The organism is Streptomyces sp. NPDC051555 (assembly GCF_044454405.1).
Lineage (GTDB): Bacteria > Actinomycetota > Actinomycetes > Streptomycetales > Streptomycetaceae > Streptomyces.
The window spans coordinates 1-14925 of the sequence record NZ_JBITDP010000004.1 but is presented as its reverse complement, the minus strand read 5'-3'; the positions used below and the strand labels follow the sequence as shown (position 1 = coordinate 14925).

Here is a 14925-nt window from a genome sequence, read left to right as displayed (position 1 = left end):
CCGCCCCGCTTCCGGAGGGTTTTCCGTGCCGGCTGGAACGTTGTACCGCGGCCGGGAAGGAATGTGGTCCTGGGTGGCTCATCGAGTCACCGGCGTCCTCATCTTCTTCTTCCTGTTCGTACACGTCCTCGACACCGCTCTCGTCCGCGTCTCCCCCGAGGCGTACGACGATGTCGTGGCTACCTACAAGACGCCGATCGTCGCGCTGATGGAGTACGGCCTCGTCGCCGCAATCCTCTTCCACGCGCTCAACGGTCTCCGTGTCATCGCCGTGGACTTCTGGTCCAAGGGCCCCCGCTACCAGAAGCAGATGCTCTGGTCCGTGGTGGGCGTTTGGGTCGTGCTGATGGCCGGGGCCGTGTACCCCGTCCTGCACCACGCCTACCTCGAACTGTTCGGGAAGTGACACGCATGTCTTCTGACACTTCTTCCGCCCAGGGCATCAGCGACGTGGAGGGCGTGAGCCTCTACGACGTCGACAACCCGGCGCCGTACATCGAGGCCCCGCGCAAGCGCACCAGCAAGACCCCCCGCGCGACCCGCGGCAACTTCGAGATGGTCGCGTGGCTCTTCATGCGCCTCTCGGGCATCGTCCTGGTCGTCCTGGTCATCGGCCACCTGCTCATCCAGCTCGTGCTGGACGGCGGCGTGTCCAAGATCGGCTTCGCCTTCGTGGCGGGCCGCTGGGCCTCGCCGTTCTGGCAGGGCTGGGACCTGTTGATGCTGTGGCTGGCGATGCTGCACGGCGCCAACGGTCTGCGTACCGTCATCAACGACTACGCGGAGCGCGCCAACACGCGGCTGTGGCTGAAGGGCCTGCTCTACACCGCCACGGTGTTCACCATCCTTCTGGGCACGCTGGTGATCTTCACCTTCGACCCGAACATCCGCGGCACGGGCTGAGGCGAATCCTGATGAAGATCCACAAGTACGACACCGTCATCGTCGGCGCCGGTGGCGCGGGCATGCGCGCGGCCATCGAGTCGACGAAGCGCAGCCGCACCGCCGTGCTCACGAAGCTGTACCCGACCCGCTCCCACACGGGCGCGGCGCAGGGCGGCATGGCCGCCGCGCTCGCCAACGTGGAGGACGACAACTGGGAGTGGCACACCTTCGACACGGTCAAGGGCGGTGACTACCTGGTCGACCAGGACGCCGCCGAGATCCTGGCGAAGGAGGCCATCGACGCCGTCCTCGACCTGGAGAAGATGGGCCTGCCGTTCAACCGCACCCCGGACGGCACCATCGACCAGCGCCGCTTCGGCGGCCACTCGCGCAACCACGGCGAGGCCCCGGTCCGCCGGTCCTGCTACGCCGCGGACCGCACCGGCCACATGATCCTCCAGACGCTGTACCAGAACTGCGTCAAGGAGGGCGTGGAGTTCTTCAACGAGTTCTACGTCCTGGACCAGCTCCTCGTGGAGGAGGACGGGGTCCAGAAGTCGGCCGGCGTCGTCGCGTACGAGCTGGCGACCGGCGAGATCCACGTCTTCCAGGCGAAGTCCGTCATCTACGCCTCCGGCGGCACGGGCAAGTTCTTCAAGGTGACCTCCAACGCGCACACCCTCACCGGTGACGGCCAGGCGGCCTGCTTCCGGCGCGGTCTGCCGCTGGAGGACATGGAGTTCTTCCAGTTCCACCCGACGGGCATCTGGCGCATGGGCATCCTGCTGACGGAGGGCGCCCGCGGTGAGGGCGGCATCCTCCGCAACAAGGACGGCGAGCGCTTCATGGAGAAGTACGCGCCGGTCATGAAGGACCTCGCGTCCCGTGACGTCGTCTCGCGCTCCATCTACACCGAGATCCGTGAGGGCCGCGGCTGCGGTCCGGCCGGCGACCACGTGTACCTGGACCTGACGCACCTCCCGCCGGAGCAGCTGGACGCCAAGCTGCCCGACATCACGGAGTTCGCGCGCACCTACCTCGGCATCGAGCCCTACACGGACCCGATCCCGATCCAGCCCACCGCGCACTACGCCATGGGCGGCATCCCGACCAACGTCGAGGGTGAGGTCCTGTCGGACAACACCACCGTCGTCCCGGGCCTGTACGCGGCCGGCGAGGTCGCCTGCGTCTCCGTGCACGGCGCCAACCGCCTGGGCACCAACTCGCTGCTGGACATCAACGTCTTCGGCAAGCGCTCGGGCATCGCGGCGGCGAAGTACTCGGCGGAGAACGACTACGTCGAGCTGCCGGAGAACCCGGCGCAGCAGGTCATCGACCAGGTCGAGCGGCTGCGCAACTCCACGGGCAAGGAGCGGGTCGCCGACCTGCGCCTGGAGCTCCAGGAGACGATGGACGCCTGCGTGATGGTGTTCCGCACCGAGCAGACGATCAAGACCGCGGTCGAGAAGATCGCGGAGCTGCGCGAGCGGTACCTGCACGTGTCCGTCCAGGACAAGGGCAAGCGGTTCAACACGGACCTGCTGGAGGCCATCGAGCTGGGCAACCTGCTCGACCTGGCCGAGGTCATGGCCGTCTCGGCCCTGGCGCGCAAGGAGTCCCGCGGCGGCCACTACCGCGAGGACTACCCGAACCGCGACGACGTCAACTTCATGCGCCACACCATGGCGTACCGCGAGGTCGTCGGCGACGGGCCGGACGCCAAGGACACGATCCGGCTGGACTACAAGCCCGTCGTCGTCACCCGCTACCAGCCGATGGAGCGTAAGTACTGATGGCCACCCCGACCATGTCCAAGACGGACGAGATGGAAGCGGCGGCCGCGGCCTCCCCGTTCATCACGGTCACCTTCCGGATCCGCCGGTTCAACCCGGAGATCTCGGAAGAGTCGACCTGGCAGGACTTCCAGGTCGAGATCGACCCGAAGGAGCGCGTGCTCGACGGTCTCCACAAGATCAAGTGGGACCTCGACGGCACGCTGACCTTCCGCCGCTCCTGCGCGCACGGCATCTGCGGCTCCGACGCGATGCGGATCAACGGCAAGAACAGGCTCGCCTGCAAGACGCTGATCAAGGACCTCAACCCGGAGAAGCCCATCACCATCGAGGCCATCAAGGGCCTCACGGTGATGAAGGACCTCATCGTCGACATGGAGCCCTTCTTCCAGGCGTACCGGGACGTCATGCCGTTCCTCGTCACCAAGGGCAACGAGCCGACGCGCGAGCGCCTGCAGTCCGCCGAGGACCGTGAGCGCTTCGACGACACCACCAAGTGCATCCTGTGCGCCGCGTGCACGTCCTCGTGCCCGGTGTTCTGGAACGACGGCCAGTACTTCGGCCCGGCGGCGATCGTCAACGCGCACCGCTTCATCTTCGACTCGCGCGACGAGGCCGGAGAGCAGCGCCTGGAGATCCTGAACGACAAGGACGGCGTGTGGCGTTGCCGCACGACCTTCAACTGCACCGACGCGTGCCCCCGCGGCATCGAGGTCACGAAGGCCATCCAGGAAGTCAAGCGCGCCCTGATCACGCGCCGCTTCTGACCCCCGGGTCAGTTCTCGTACGAGGGCCCCGCCCCCGGTGTTCGCACCGGGGCGGGGCCTTCGGCGTACCGGTCCCCGTAAGGGTGGAGATCCCCCGGATGAACCTTTCATCGCACCGGGGCGACGGGCGAACGGCGGTACGGTCCCCGACGTCGCTTGTACCGAAGCGCTGTCCGCACCCACACTGAGAGAAGGAGGTGCTTCCCATGTCCGCTCTTGCCCATGAGACCCCATATGACCCGGGGCTCGATGAGGTCCTTTGGCAGGCCTGGAAGGCGATGGACCTTCCGGAGGGCTACCGGGCCGAGATCATCGAAGGGTTCATCGAGGTGTCTCCCACCGGCCGTCGCCGCCATGGCCTACTCACCAGCCGTCTGCGATGGGCCCTGGACGCCCATCTCGAAGGCGACCTCAAGGTCTTCCAGGACATCAACGTCATCCACGGCCGCAAGGTCTGCATCCCCGATCTCTTCGTGGGCCCGCGAGATCTTGACGAGATTCCCGACGAAGAGGATCTGGGCGTGGACGCCACCCGGGTACCGCTCGTCGCAGAGATCGTCTCGCCCGGTAAGGACGCCCACAGGCGGGACCACATTCGCAAACAACGGCGATACGCCCAGGCCGGCATCCCCGTGTACATCGTCATCGACGACTTCGACGACGGCGGTACGGTCACCGTCTTCAGTTCCCCCGACCCGGCCAAGGGTGCGTACGGGTCGAAGAGCCGCGTCGGCTACGGCACCCCCGTCACGATCCCCGACGGCCCCGCCAAGGGGCTGACGATCACCGGGGAGCTCACCGCCCCGTAGGCGGCGGTCCGCGAGGCCGTGGGAGCCGTGCGGGGACTGTGGAAAGATCGGCCGTATGAGTGAGCAGCAGCCGAACCCGTACGCAGGCGATCCCGGGCAGGGCGGATCGGGCGAGCCCAAGTGGGAGCCCGGCAACCCGGGCTACGGATACCCCCAGCCCTATCCCGACGCCCCGCCCTACCAGCAGCCCACGATCGGCGGTCAGGGCGTCCCGTACGCGGCGCCCGGGATGGCGTCCTTCGCCCTCGGGGACATCACCGTCGCCGGGGACCAGATCATCACCCCGAGCGGGACCATGCCGCTCAGGGGCGCGATGTGGAACGCCACGGACTTCTCGCGCACCGAGGAGAAGATCCCCACCTCGTCCATCGTGCTCGCGGTCGTCTTCGCCGTCTTCTGCCTGCTCGGCCTGCTCTTCCTCCTGATGAAGGAGAAGGTCACCAGCGGCTACATCCAGGTGACGGTGACCAGCGGTGGTCGCCACCACGCCACGATGATCCCGGCCGTCGACATGAACACCTTCCCCTGGGTGATGAACCAGCTCAACTACGCCCGCTCGCTCAGCATCTGAGGGCTCGCCGCTTCCTGGCCGGCACCGCCGCCACGATGGCCCCTCGGCATGCCGCCCAGGACGCGCAGGGCGCCCCGTGGGCGGCCCTCCGGGGTCCGTGGGCAGGTACGGGACCCGCCGGTCCGCGAACAGCGCCGTAGCGGGCAGCGCGCGGGGCCGAGCGGACCGCGCGGGCGCCCGCGCCCGCGCCCCCGCCGATCAATCCCTCCATGCGGTGACAGCCCTGGGCCGGGCTCGCGCCCGTCGCCAGCAGCTCCCCCATGGGCATCGCGCGTCAGCGCCCCGCACCCCGAAGCGCGTCGGCCGAGCCGCGGCCGGTCGAGGATTGCTCGCGCCATTCGCTTGAACGTGTTCAAAAACAGGTCTACAGTCATGCACATCAAGCAGTTGAACACGTTCAAGGAGCCGGGGCAATGGATCTCACCGTCCTCACCTATGTCATCTACCTGCTGGTCAGCGTCGGGCTGACCGTCTGGGTGGCCCGCACCCTCACCCGCAACGGCCGCATCTTCATCGCCGACGTCCTCCAGGGCAACGAAAAGCTCGCCGACGCGGTCAACCACCTGCTGGTCGTCGGGTTCTACCTCGTGAACCTCGGCTTCGTGGCCCTCTACCTCCAGGCCGACTACGCCATCCTGGAGGCCCGCGGGATCTTCGAGGCCCTCTCGGTCAAGCTCGGCGTCGTCCTGCTCGTCCTCGGCGTCATGCACCTCGGCAACGTGTGGGTGCTGAACAAGATCCGCCGCCGGGGCATCATGGAGCGCCAGCAGACCCCGCCGGTCGCGCCGCAGGGCTGGACCGCCCCGGCCGGAGCCTGACCGATGCTCACCGCCGGGGTGGCGAGTGCGCCCGTACAGAAGCTCGTCGTCCTCTACGACGCCCAGTGCCCGCTCTGCGTGCACATCAGGAACTGGCTGCTGAGCCAACGTTGCCTGGTCCCCCTGGCACTGATCCCCGCCGGGTCGCAGGGGGCCCGGAACCGCTTCCCCCGACTCGACCACGCGGCGACGCGGCGCGAGATCACGGTGATCGGGGACCGCGGCCAGGTGTGGACCGGCACGGACGCCTTCATCGTGACCCTGTGGGCCCTCCTCGAACACCGCCCCAAGGCCAACTGGTTGGCCACGACCACCGGACGGCCCTTCGCCCGGGCCACGATGCTCGCGGCGGCCGCCTGGCGCGGAGCCGTCCGTTCCTCGCAGGATCCTGCCGCCGAGGTCGCCTGTGACGACCAATGCGCCGTACCCCGATAAGGTCGGACACCGTGACTGATCAGAAGGCTCCCAAGAGCGAACACACCCGCACGCTGATCCTCGAAACCGCCCTGAAGCTGTTCCAGGAACGCGGTTACGACAAGACGACCATGCGGGGCATCGCCAAGGAGGCCGGAGTCTCGGTGGGCAACGCCTACTACTACTTCGAGTCCAAGGAACACCTGGTCCAGGGGTTCTACGACCGGATCGGCAGCTCCCACCAGGCTGCCGTCCGGCCGATCCTGGAGAGCGAGAGCGACCTGCAGAAGCGGCTCGCCGGAGTCTTCCTGAGCTGGCTGGACATCGCGGAGCCCTTCCACGAGTTCGCCGCGCAGTTCTTCAAGAACGCGGCGGACCCCGAGAGTCCGCTCAGCCCGTTCTCGGCCGAGTCCGAGCCCGCGCGGCGCCAGGCGATCGAGATGCACAAGGAAGTCCTGGCCGGGGCGAAGACCAAGGTGCCCGAGGAACTGGCCGACGTACTGCCGGAGCTGATGTGGCTCTCGCAGATGGGGCTGGTCCTCTACTGGGTCTTCGACCGCTCGGAGAACAGCGAGAAGACCCGGCGGCTGGCGGAGCGCGGCGCGCAGCTGACCACGCGCGGGATCGTCCTGGCCCGCTTCCGGGTGCTGCGGCCGCTGGTGCGCGAACTGCACGAGCTCTTCGCGGACTTCCTGCCCGGCATGGCCCAGGCCGCCGCCTCCACGAAGAAGGCGTCCCGCTTCACCAAGCCGGGCAAGGCTGACAAGGCGGATAGGGCCGAGAAGGCCGACAGGGCGGGAACGCGGGAGGCGTCGGACGACTGAGTCGTCCGACGCCTCCCGCTGCGATCCGTTCCCACCGACGGGGCCCCGCGGCCCCTTTGGCCCCTACGGCCCGGCGGCCGCCCGGCCTCACAGCCAGTTCAGCTCCCACAGGCGCCACACGCCCGTGCCGTCGGAGAGGTACTGCGCCCCGGTGACGGCCTCGCGGGAGAGGACGTAGTCCTTCTTCTGCCAGATCGGCAGCATCGGGATCTGCTGGGAGACGACCCGCTGGAGCTCGCGGAAGTCGTTCGCCGCCTCGCTGCGGTTCGAGAAGGACTGGGTACGGGTGATCAGGTCGCCCACCGTCTTGTCGGCGAAGCCGTTGTTCATGCTGGAGTCGGCGCCGACGAGCGGAGCGGTGAAGTTGTCCGCGTCCGGGAAGTCGGGGATCCAACCGATGGTGTAGGCGTCGAACTTGCCCGCCGCGTAGTCCCGCTGGAAGTCCTCCCACACCGGCACGGCCTCGGTCTGCACCTGGAAGAGGCCCGAGGACTCCAACTGCTTCTTGATCTCGGCCGCCTCGGGGACGTTCGCACCGCGCACGTTGAAGCCGAGCTTGAAGCTGATGGGGGTCGGGATGTCGGCGTCCTTGAGGATCTTCTTCGCGGTCGCGGCGTTCGGCGACGGGTAGGTGTCGAAGAAGGGCGTGCTGTGACCCGCGATGCCGGCCGGGACGGTGGAGTACAGCGGGGTGACCGTCCCCTTGTACGTGTCACCCGCGATCTTCGACCGGTCGAGCAGGGCGGCGATCGCCTGGCGGACCGGCTGCTTCGCCGTCGCCGAGCCCGGGCGGACGTTGAAGACCATGCTGCGGGTCTCGGTGCCGCCGGACTCCTGGTAGCGGGTGTCCTTCAGGCTCGGGTTCAGAGCCGCCAGGACCTCCGGGGGCATGTCGCGGTGGGCGACCTGGATCCCCTTGTCCTTCCAGGCCGCGTTCAGCGAGTCGGAGTCCTTGAAGTACTTGACCGTGACCGGCGCCTTGGCCGACTTGACCGCGCCCTTGTAGGCCGGGTTCGGCTTCAGCTCGGCGCTCGCGCCGTCCTTGTAGGCGCCCAGGACGTACGGCCCGGAGCCGTCCACCTTGTCGTCCTCGCGCAGCCCCTTCGCCGGGTACTTGTCCTTGTCGACGATCGCGGCGGCGCCCGTCGCGATCTTGAAGGGGAAGGTGGCGTCACGGGCGGAGAGGTTGAAGGTGACCGTCCGCCCCTCGGCCTTGACCGACTCCAGGGTGTTGAACAGCGGCGCCGGGCCCTGCTTGGAGTTGATCGCCTTGATCCGGTCGATGGAGAACTTGACGTCCTCGGCCGTGATCGTGCGCCCGTTGGCGAACTTCACGTCGGTGCGCAGCTCGCACTGGTACGTGGTGAGCTTCGCCCCGATGAACTTGCACGCCGTGGCCGCGTCCGGGACCGGTACGTCCGATCCGGCCTTGATGGTCAGCAGCGACTGGTAGACGTTGCTGTACAGGGCCCAGGACCCGGCGTCGTACGCCCCCGCCGGGTCCAGCGAGGAGACCGAGTCGGTCGTACCCACCGTGATCGCGCCATGCCCGGCGGCGTCGTCGGGCAGCAGCACCCAGGCTCCGGCCCCCACTGTGCCCAGGACCAGCCCGGCCGCGATGATCTTGGAGCGGACAGACCGCAGCATCCCAGAACTCCTCATAGCCCACCCCGCGCCGAGCCGCTCGTCCGCTGCTGGCGCATATTTATCCGATTACCGGTCACCCAATCACGGAAAATTCGGAGGTGGAAGGGCGTTTCGGTGCCGGGTCCGAGGAATTATGTCTGGTATGAGGCGAGTTGAACGACGGTGATGTCAGAGGGTGCCCCCACCCTTACGGGGGGTCCCCACGCACCGGCTCCCCGGGACACGTAAAGCTGCGTGTCCCCGTATCGTTCCAGACCCGCGACGGTCGGGTTGGCGAGTTCCGCGAGGTAGTTTCCCGGCCACAGCTGACCGCCGTGGGTGTGCCCCGAAAGTTGCAGGTCCACCCCGTGGCGGACCGCGTCGTGGATCACGATCGGCTGGTGGGCGAGGAGCACGGCCGTGCGGTGGTCGCGGTCGCGGCCGCCCAGGGCGCGGTCGAAGTCCGGGCCGTGCCCCTCGCTCTCGCCGGCGACGTCGTTGACGCCCGCGAGGTCGAAGTACGGCAGCTCCTGGCGGGCGTTCTCCAGCGGGTGCAGCCCGAGCTCGCGGACGTGGTCCACCCACTGCTGGGCGCCGGAGAAGTACTCGTGGTTGCCGGTCACGAAGAAGCTGCCGTGCCGGGCGCGCAGCCGGGCCAGCGGCTCGGCGGCCGACCCGAGGTCGTGGACCGAGCCGTCCACGAGGTCGCCGACGATCGCGATCAGGTCCGGCTGGGTGGCGTTGACGGCCTCGACGATGCGGGTGGTGTGGGCGCGGCCGAGGATCGGGCCGAGGTGTACGTCGCTCACCACGGCGATGCGGAAGCCGTGGGCGGCGCGGGGGAGTTTGGCGAGGGGGACGGTGACGCGCTTGACCTTGGGGCCGCGCAGGACGCCGTACGTGCCGTAGCCGACGGTGGTCGTCGCGGCCGCCACCGCCGCGCCGGCCAGCGCCCGCGCCACGAACACCCGCCGGGTACTCCCGGGCCCGGAGCCGACCTCGCCGGGGCCGGCCTGTGGGGAGCCCTGCGGCGCCGGGTGGGCCGACGCAGCCTCCGGCGGCGCCTCAAACGCCGGCGAGGCTGAATTCGCCCGCCCGGAACCCCCATCACCAGCCCCGCCACCGTCAGCCCCGCCGGCGTTTGAGGCGCCGCCGGAGGCACAACGGACCCCAGCGGGCGCACCCCCCTCAGCCCCGCCACCCTCAGCCCCGCCGGCGTTTGAGGCGCCGCCGGAGGCGTGGGGGGATCCGGCGGGGGCCACGCCACCCTCGGCCCCGGCGGGCGCGCCACCCCCGACACCAGCGACCCCGCCGGAGGCGGCCCGGCGGAGGAGGAACAGCCGCAGCGGCTCCGCCACCAGCAGGGCCAGCACCAGGTACAACAGCAGCGCCAGCCACATGAACCCCGGCCACGAAACCCCCCGCTGGACCCAGAACGGCGCCCCCGCCCGCCCCGCGACCAGCGCCGCCACCGACAACAGCGGCAGCCCGACCACACACCCCGTCAGCACCCGGCGCGCCCACCCGCCCGGCGCGGTCGTGTCACGCACCAGCCGGACCCACACCCACCGGTGCACCAGCACCAACAGGGCCAGCACCGCCAGCGCCACCAGCGCGAAGACCAGGACGGTCACCGCTCACCACGTGATCCACGCCGCAGCGCCCGCACCCCACGCAACCCGATGATCCCCACACCCGTCCCCAGGAGAAAGGACGCGATGGCGAGCATCAGGTGCACCCAGAAGTACGCGGTCGGCTCACCGGCGTCGTCGAAGGCCAGCCCACTGCCGTCCTTCCACAGGTTCGAAACGAAGGTCGTCCAGATGAACCAGGACCACGCCCCGAAGGCGAGCAGGAACCAGGATGCGGCGCGGCTGAGTCTCATGGGCCCAGTATCGGTTCCGTCCCCAGGACGGACGCGTCGGGGTGGGCTGTCCCGGCGGTGGTTGCGGCGGGTTGGCCGGAGCGGACCGGCTGACGCGGCGAGGGGATGTACGTTCTCGTGCGTGTCTGCCAAAAAGACCGCGCTGACGGTCCTCTCCACCGCGCTGCTGCTGCCCGCCCTGGTCGCGGCCCCCGCGTACGCCGTCACTCCCCCGCCCACGCCCACCCCCACGCCGTCCTCGGACGACAAGGGCGGCAAGCCCCCCGTGAAGGCGCCCGCACCGCCCCCCAAGATGTCCGGGATCGGCGGCAGCCTGCTGGGTCAGCCGGGCCCGCAGGTCAACCTGATGCCGGGCGCGCCCGCGCTGCCGACGAACCTGACGGGGCGTTCCTGGATCGTGGCGGACGCGGAGACCGGCGAGGTGCTGGCGGCGCAGAACGCGCACTGGCGGCTGCCCCCGGCCTCCACGCTGAAGATGCTCTTCGCGGACACCGTGCTGCCCACGCTCCCCAAGGACCAGGTGCACAAGGTCAGTCAGCAGGAGCTGTCCGGGATGGGCGCGGGCAGCAGCCTGGTCGGGGTCAAGGAGGACCAGGAATACACCGTGCACGACCTGTGGCTCGGGGTGTTCCTGCGTTCCGGCAACGACGCCGTGCACGTGCTGTCGGCCATGAACGGCGGCGTGGAGAAGACCGTCAAGGACATGCAGGCGCACGCCGAGGAGCTGCAGGCGCTCGACACGCACGTCATCTCGCCCGACGGCTACGACGCCCCGGACCAGGTGTCCAGCGCCTACGACCTGACCCTCATCGCCCGCTCCGGGCTGCAGAAGAAGGACTTCCGGGAGTACGCGGCCACGGCCAGCGCGAAGTTCCCGGGCGAGCAGCGGCCCGGCCAGCCGCGCGACTCCTTCGAGATCCAGAACACCAACCGGCTGATGACGGGCGCGGGCGGCATCAGCCCTTACAAGGGCATCGCGGGGGTGAAGAACGGCAACACCACCATGGCCGGGTCCACCTTCACCGGGGTCGCGCAGCGCGGTGACAAGAAGCTCGTGGTGACCGTGATGAATCCGAGCGCGGGCGGCGTCAACTCGGTCTACGAGGAGACCGCGACGCTCTTCGACTGGGGTTTCGCGGCGGTCGGGAAGGTGAAGCCGGTCGGCGAGCTGGTGCCACCGAAGAGCGCGGACACCTCCTCGCACGGCTCCCCCGCCCAGTCGCACGAGAACAACACGTCGGCCGCGGCGGGCGAGGAGGGCGGCGGCGGGCTCGGCACGGCGCTCGGCATCGCGGGCGCCGTGGTGGCGGTGCTGGCCGCCGGGGCGTTCCTGGTCAACCGGCGGTGGCCGCGGGGCCGCCAGGCGCGCGGCGGGGACCCGAGCTGACGTCCTGCGCTCCGTCGCTGTCGGCTTCGGCGTCCTCCGCGCCGTCGCCGTCGGCGTCGTCGCGGGTCGCCGTCCAGGCGGCGCAGAAGAGCAGCAGCTTCGCGGTGAAGTTGATCCAGAGCAGCAGGGCGATGGGGACGCCGAAGGCCCCGTACATGCTCTTGGCCGCGACCTCCCGCATGTAGCCGCTGAGCAGCAGCTTCAGCAGTTCGAAGCCCGCCGCGCCGATCAGGGCCGCCTGGACCAGGCGCCGGCGCGGCGGCTGGACCCCCGGCAGCAGGGTCAGGACGTACAGCAGGAGCAGGAAGGCGGCCAGCACCCCGACGGCGAAGGCGGCGGCGCGCAGGACCGCGCCGCCGCCGCCGTGGTCGGGGATGCCCAGCCACTTCCCGAAGCGGCCGACCGCGCTGGAGCCGACGATCGAGGCGGCGGCCGAGCCGAGGGCCGCACCGCCGAGGCCGATCAGGACGAGGGCGTCCTTGCCCTTGCGGACGAAGGGGTTCCCGTCGTCCTCGTCGTCCTTCTCCCAGACCGCGCGCAGGCAGCCGCGCATGGAGCCCACCCACCCGATGCCGGTGAAGAGCAGGATCCCGGCGGCGACGAGGCCGACCGTGCCGGCGTTGTGGACCAGGCCGTCGATGTCGAGCTGGTCGGAGATCCCGGGGACCTGCTTGGCCAGGTTGGCCTCCAGCCGGTCGAGCTGGTCGGCGGTGAGCAGCGTCGCTCCGACGGCGGCGGCCACCGTGATCAGCGGGAAGAGCGCGAGGAAGCTGATGAAGGTGATGGCCGCGGCGAGCCGACTCCAGCGCACCCGGTCCAGACGCTCGTACGAACGCCACGCGTGGGTCCGCATGAGGCGACGCACCAGGGGCCCGATCAAAGGGAGTTTCGTCAGCCAGTCCATGGGGTCACCGTAATTCAGCCTCCCGAAATAGCCGGGATTGTGGCTTTTGGGCGCTACGGTCGTCGATTGTGACTTTCCGCCTGACGGCTCGCCCGTTCCACGACCTGCTCCTGCGCAAGCTCCGGTTCCACACGATGGTGGGCCTGCGGCCGCTGCGTCCGGTCGGCCGGCCCCAGGGGCAGGAGCAGGGTCGGGAGCAGGGTCGGGAGCGGGGTCAGGCGCGGTGCGCGGTCGGCTCGTCGACCGGTGACCCGGCCTGCGCCGGAACGCCCGTCGGACCGGTCCCGAACGGGTACTCGCGCAGTTTGCGCCAGACCCCGTCGGAGCCCTGCTCGTAGAGCGCGAAGCCCGTGCAGGTCCAGTCCGCGTCGTAGTCGGCGAGGGACTCGAAGGCCAGGTCCATCGCCTCCTCGGAGATCCCGTGGGCGACCGTGACGTGCGGGTGGTACGGGAAGGCCAGCTCCCGGCTGACCGGGCCCCCGGGGTCGCGGACCTGGCCCTGGAGCCGGGTGCAGCCCGTGGCGCCCTCGACGACCTTGACGAAGACCACGGGCGAGAGCGGCCGGAAGGTACCGGTGCCCGAGAGCCGCATCGCGAAGGGACGGAAGGCCGCCGCGACCTCGGCCAGGTGGGCCCGGATCGCGGGCAGCCGCTCGGCGTCCACCTCGGTCGGCGGTACGAGGGTGACGTGCGTGGGGATGCCGTGCGCGGCAGCGTCCCCGAAGCCGGCGCGCCGCTGCTGGAGCTGGCTGCCGTACGGCTCCGGGACCGCGATCGAAACGCCGAGCGTTACGGTCCCCACGTATGTCTCCTCGGTGATCTGATCCGTGATCCGCATGCGGTCGTCGTCATGCGTCTGTGCGTCGCCTGTGCGCGGTGTTCCGCCCCCAGTGTGAGGCCAGCGCATCCAAACGGCCAGAGTCGCAGGTCCCAGCGGTTCGCGACCGGCGCCGTCAGTGCTTCGCGGGCAGGAGACCGAGTCGGTCGTACGCGCTCGCCAGCGTCTCGGAAGCGACCGCGCGGGCTTTCTCCGCGCCCTTGGCGAGGACGTCGTCCAGGGTCGCCGGGTCGTCCAGGTACTCCTGCGTGCGCTGCTTGAACGGAGTGACGAAGTCCACCATGACCTCGGCCAGGTCGGTCTTCAGCGCGCCGTAGCCCTTGCCCTCGTACTTCTCCTCCAGGACGGGGATCGCCGTACCCGTGAGGGTGGAGTAGATCGTGAGCAGGTTGCTGACGCCGGGCTTCTTCTCGGCGTCGAAGCGGATCTCGGCCTCGGTGTCGGTGACCGCGCTCTTGATCTTCTTCTCGGTGGCCTTGGGCTCGTCGAGGAGGTTGATCAGGCCCTTGGGGGTGGACGCGGACTTCGACATCTTGATCGCCGGGTCCTGGAGGTCGTAGATCTTCGCGACCTCCTTGACGATGTGGGCGGCCGGGACGGTGAAGGTCCGGCCGAAGCGCTGGTTGAAGCGCTCGGCCAGGTCGCGGGTCAGCTCGATGTGCTGGCGCTGGTCCTCGCCGACCGGGACGGAGTTCGCCTGGTACAGCAGGATGTCGGCGACCTGCAGGATCGGGTAGGTGAACAGGCCGACGGTGGCGTTGTTCGCGCCCGACTTGGCGGACTTGTCCTTGAACTGGGTCATCCGGCTGGCCTCGCCGAAGCCGGTGATGCAGTTCATGACCCAGCCGAGCTGCGCGTGCTCGGGCACGTGGCTCTGGACGAAGAGGGTGCAGCGCTCGGGGTCGAGACCGGCGGCGAGCAGCTGGGCGGCGGAGAGCCGCGTATTGGCGCGGAGTTCCTTCGGATCCTGCGGCATGGTGATCGCGTGCAGGTCGACGACCATGTAGAAGGCGTCGTGGGATTCCTGCAGGGCGACGTACTGCCGAATCGCTCCGAGGTAGTTCCCGAGGTGGAACGAACCGGAGGTGGGCTGGATACCGGAGAGCGCGCGGGGACGATCAGAGGCCATGGGCCCATTCTCTCAGGTGCGGGGGCGGTCTTCGGCCCGCGCTGGCCGGAATCGATTGGCTCCGGCGCCTCTGCGCTGTGCGGGGCGGTGCGGTGCGGGCGTGACCCCGCGTACTCGCGCGTACCCGGTCGGCTTGATCTTGTGCGAATCAAGCGACCGCTTTCCGCCCGCCCCCCACCCCTCCGGGGGGCGCCTCGGACACCGGCGCGGCCGAGGTGGCCCCGGGCAGGCCCCGGCCACATCCAGCCTCGCCGGCGTTTGAGGCGCCCCCGGAG

The 14925-nt window shown here is 69.6% G+C and carries 16 protein-coding genes; 10 read left to right on the top strand and 6 right to left on the bottom strand.

Going from position 1 to position 14925, the window contains the following annotated elements; translation table 11 throughout:
* The first annotated feature begins 25 nt into the window (after positions 1-25).
* The 9 genes from sdhC (at position 26) to ACIBEA_RS11075 (ending at position 6881) form a co-directional block, all read left to right on the top strand.
* Positions 26-406: a succinate dehydrogenase, cytochrome b556 subunit gene (gene sdhC, locus ACIBEA_RS11115; protein ID WP_330332151.1), complete on the top strand. Its 381-nt coding sequence runs from the start codon at positions 26-28 to the stop codon at positions 404-406.
* 5 nt (positions 407-411) lie between these two features.
* A complete protein-coding gene (locus ACIBEA_RS11110) occupies positions 412-903 on the top strand; it encodes a succinate dehydrogenase hydrophobic membrane anchor subunit (RefSeq protein WP_399259559.1) in 492 nt (163 codons plus the stop codon).
* Positions 904-914: 11 nt separating this feature from the next.
* Positions 915-2678 (top strand): succinate dehydrogenase flavoprotein subunit, encoded by a 1764-nt coding sequence (gene sdhA, locus ACIBEA_RS11105; protein ID WP_399259558.1) that lies wholly within the window; start codon positions 915-917, stop codon positions 2676-2678.
* On the top strand, positions 2678-3445 hold the full coding sequence (locus ACIBEA_RS11100) for a succinate dehydrogenase iron-sulfur subunit (protein ID WP_399259557.1): 768 nt from the start codon (positions 2678-2680) through the stop codon (positions 3443-3445). The genes sdhA and ACIBEA_RS11100 overlap by 1 nt, the downstream gene beginning before the upstream one ends.
* Positions 3446-3651: 206 nt before the next feature.
* Complete coding sequence (locus ACIBEA_RS11095) at positions 3652-4254, top strand: Uma2 family endonuclease (RefSeq protein ID WP_399259556.1); 603 nt, start codon at positions 3652-3654, stop codon at positions 4252-4254.
* Between the two features lie 55 nt (positions 4255-4309).
* On the top strand, positions 4310-4825 hold the full coding sequence (locus tag ACIBEA_RS11090) for a hypothetical protein (RefSeq protein WP_399259555.1): 516 nt from the start codon (positions 4310-4312) through the stop codon (positions 4823-4825).
* A 413-nt stretch (positions 4826-5238) separates the two neighbouring features.
* Positions 5239-5643 (top strand): hypothetical protein, encoded by a 405-nt coding sequence (locus tag ACIBEA_RS11085; protein WP_399259554.1) that lies wholly within the window; start codon positions 5239-5241, stop codon positions 5641-5643.
* A 3-nt stretch (positions 5644-5646) separates the two neighbouring features.
* Entirely contained in the window at positions 5647-6078 is a 432-nt protein-coding gene (locus tag ACIBEA_RS11080) for a thiol-disulfide oxidoreductase DCC family protein (RefSeq protein WP_399259553.1), read from the top strand.
* Positions 6060-6881, top strand: a complete 822-nt coding sequence (locus tag ACIBEA_RS11075) for a TetR family transcriptional regulator (RefSeq protein WP_399259552.1) — start codon at positions 6060-6062, stop codon at positions 6879-6881. The genes ACIBEA_RS11080 and ACIBEA_RS11075 overlap by 19 nt, the downstream gene beginning before the upstream one ends.
* A gap of 87 nt (positions 6882-6968) precedes the next feature.
* Here the strand turns inward: ACIBEA_RS11075 and ACIBEA_RS11070 are convergent, their stop codons facing one another.
* The 3 genes from ACIBEA_RS11070 to ACIBEA_RS11060 form a co-directional block, all read right to left on the bottom strand.
* On the bottom strand, positions 6969-8528 hold the full coding sequence (locus ACIBEA_RS11070) for an ABC transporter substrate-binding protein (protein ID WP_399259551.1): 1560 nt from the start codon (positions 8526-8528) through the stop codon (positions 6969-6971).
* Positions 8529-8659: 131 nt separating this feature from the next.
* Positions 8660-10132 (bottom strand): metallophosphoesterase, encoded by a 1473-nt coding sequence (locus tag ACIBEA_RS11065; protein WP_399260113.1) that lies wholly within the window; start codon positions 10130-10132, stop codon positions 8660-8662.
* Between the two features lie 5 nt (positions 10133-10137).
* Positions 10138-10392, bottom strand: a complete 255-nt coding sequence (locus ACIBEA_RS11060; RefSeq protein ID WP_399259550.1) for an SCO4848 family membrane protein — start codon at positions 10390-10392, stop codon at positions 10138-10140.
* 121 nt (positions 10393-10513) lie between these two features.
* On the opposite strand from ACIBEA_RS11060, the gene ACIBEA_RS11055 reads away from it, so the two are divergent.
* The gene (locus ACIBEA_RS11055; protein ID WP_399259549.1) at positions 10514-11779 is read left to right on the top strand and encodes a D-alanyl-D-alanine carboxypeptidase family protein; all 1266 of its coding nucleotides are present in this window, start codon (positions 10514-10516) and stop codon (positions 11777-11779) included.
* Here the strand turns inward: ACIBEA_RS11055 and ACIBEA_RS11050 are convergent.
* From ACIBEA_RS11050 to trpS, 3 genes are all read right to left on the bottom strand, one after another.
* Positions 11727-12683 carry a YihY/virulence factor BrkB family protein gene (locus tag ACIBEA_RS11050; RefSeq protein WP_399259548.1) on the bottom strand — a complete coding sequence of 319 codons (957 nt, stop codon included), beginning with the start codon at positions 12681-12683 and terminating at the stop codon, positions 11727-11729. The two genes, ACIBEA_RS11055 and ACIBEA_RS11050, sit on opposite strands and share 53 nt — an antisense overlap.
* 214 nt (positions 12684-12897) lie before the next feature.
* The gene (locus ACIBEA_RS11045) at positions 12898-13485 is read right to left on the bottom strand and encodes a 2'-5' RNA ligase family protein (RefSeq protein WP_399260111.1); all 588 of its coding nucleotides are present in this window, start codon (positions 13483-13485) and stop codon (positions 12898-12900) included.
* Between the two features lie 151 nt (positions 13486-13636).
* Complete coding sequence (trpS, locus tag ACIBEA_RS11040; RefSeq protein ID WP_399259547.1) at positions 13637-14650, bottom strand: tryptophan--tRNA ligase; 1014 nt, start codon at positions 14648-14650, stop codon at positions 13637-13639.
* Between the last annotated feature and the right edge of the window lie 275 nt (positions 14651-14925).

Excerpts from the sequence above, each read along its gene's own strand:
- ACIBEA_RS11110 (WP_399259559.1), top strand. The coding sequence starts at position 412 with ATGTCTTCTGACACTTCTTCCGCCCAGGGCATCAGCGACGTGGAGGGC.
- sdhA (WP_399259558.1), top strand. The coding sequence starts at position 915 with ATGAAGATCCACAAGTACGACACCGTCATCGTCGGCGCCGGTGGCGCG.
- ACIBEA_RS11100 (WP_399259557.1), top strand. The coding sequence starts at position 2,678 with ATGGCCACCCCGACCATGTCCAAGACGGACGAGATGGAAGCGGCGGCC.
- ACIBEA_RS11095 (WP_399259556.1), top strand. The coding sequence starts at position 3,652 with ATGTCCGCTCTTGCCCATGAGACCCCATATGACCCGGGGCTCGATGAG.
- ACIBEA_RS11090 (WP_399259555.1), top strand. The coding sequence starts at position 4,310 with ATGAGTGAGCAGCAGCCGAACCCGTACGCAGGCGATCCCGGGCAGGGC.
- ACIBEA_RS11085 (WP_399259554.1), top strand. The coding sequence starts at position 5,239 with ATGGATCTCACCGTCCTCACCTATGTCATCTACCTGCTGGTCAGCGTC.
- ACIBEA_RS11080 (WP_399259553.1), top strand. The coding sequence starts at position 5,647 with ATGCTCACCGCCGGGGTGGCGAGTGCGCCCGTACAGAAGCTCGTCGTC.
- ACIBEA_RS11075 (WP_399259552.1), top strand. The coding sequence starts at position 6,060 with ATGCGCCGTACCCCGATAAGGTCGGACACCGTGACTGATCAGAAGGCT.
- ACIBEA_RS11070 (WP_399259551.1), bottom strand. The coding sequence starts at position 8,528 with ATGCTGCGGTCTGTCCGCTCCAAGATCATCGCGGCCGGGCTGGTCCTG.
- ACIBEA_RS11060 (WP_399259550.1), bottom strand. The coding sequence starts at position 10,392 with ATGAGACTCAGCCGCGCCGCATCCTGGTTCCTGCTCGCCTTCGGGGCG.
- ACIBEA_RS11050 (WP_399259548.1), bottom strand. The coding sequence starts at position 12,683 with ATGGACTGGCTGACGAAACTCCCTTTGATCGGGCCCCTGGTGCGTCGC.
- trpS (WP_399259547.1), bottom strand. The coding sequence starts at position 14,650 with ATGGCCTCTGATCGTCCCCGCGCGCTCTCCGGTATCCAGCCCACCTCC.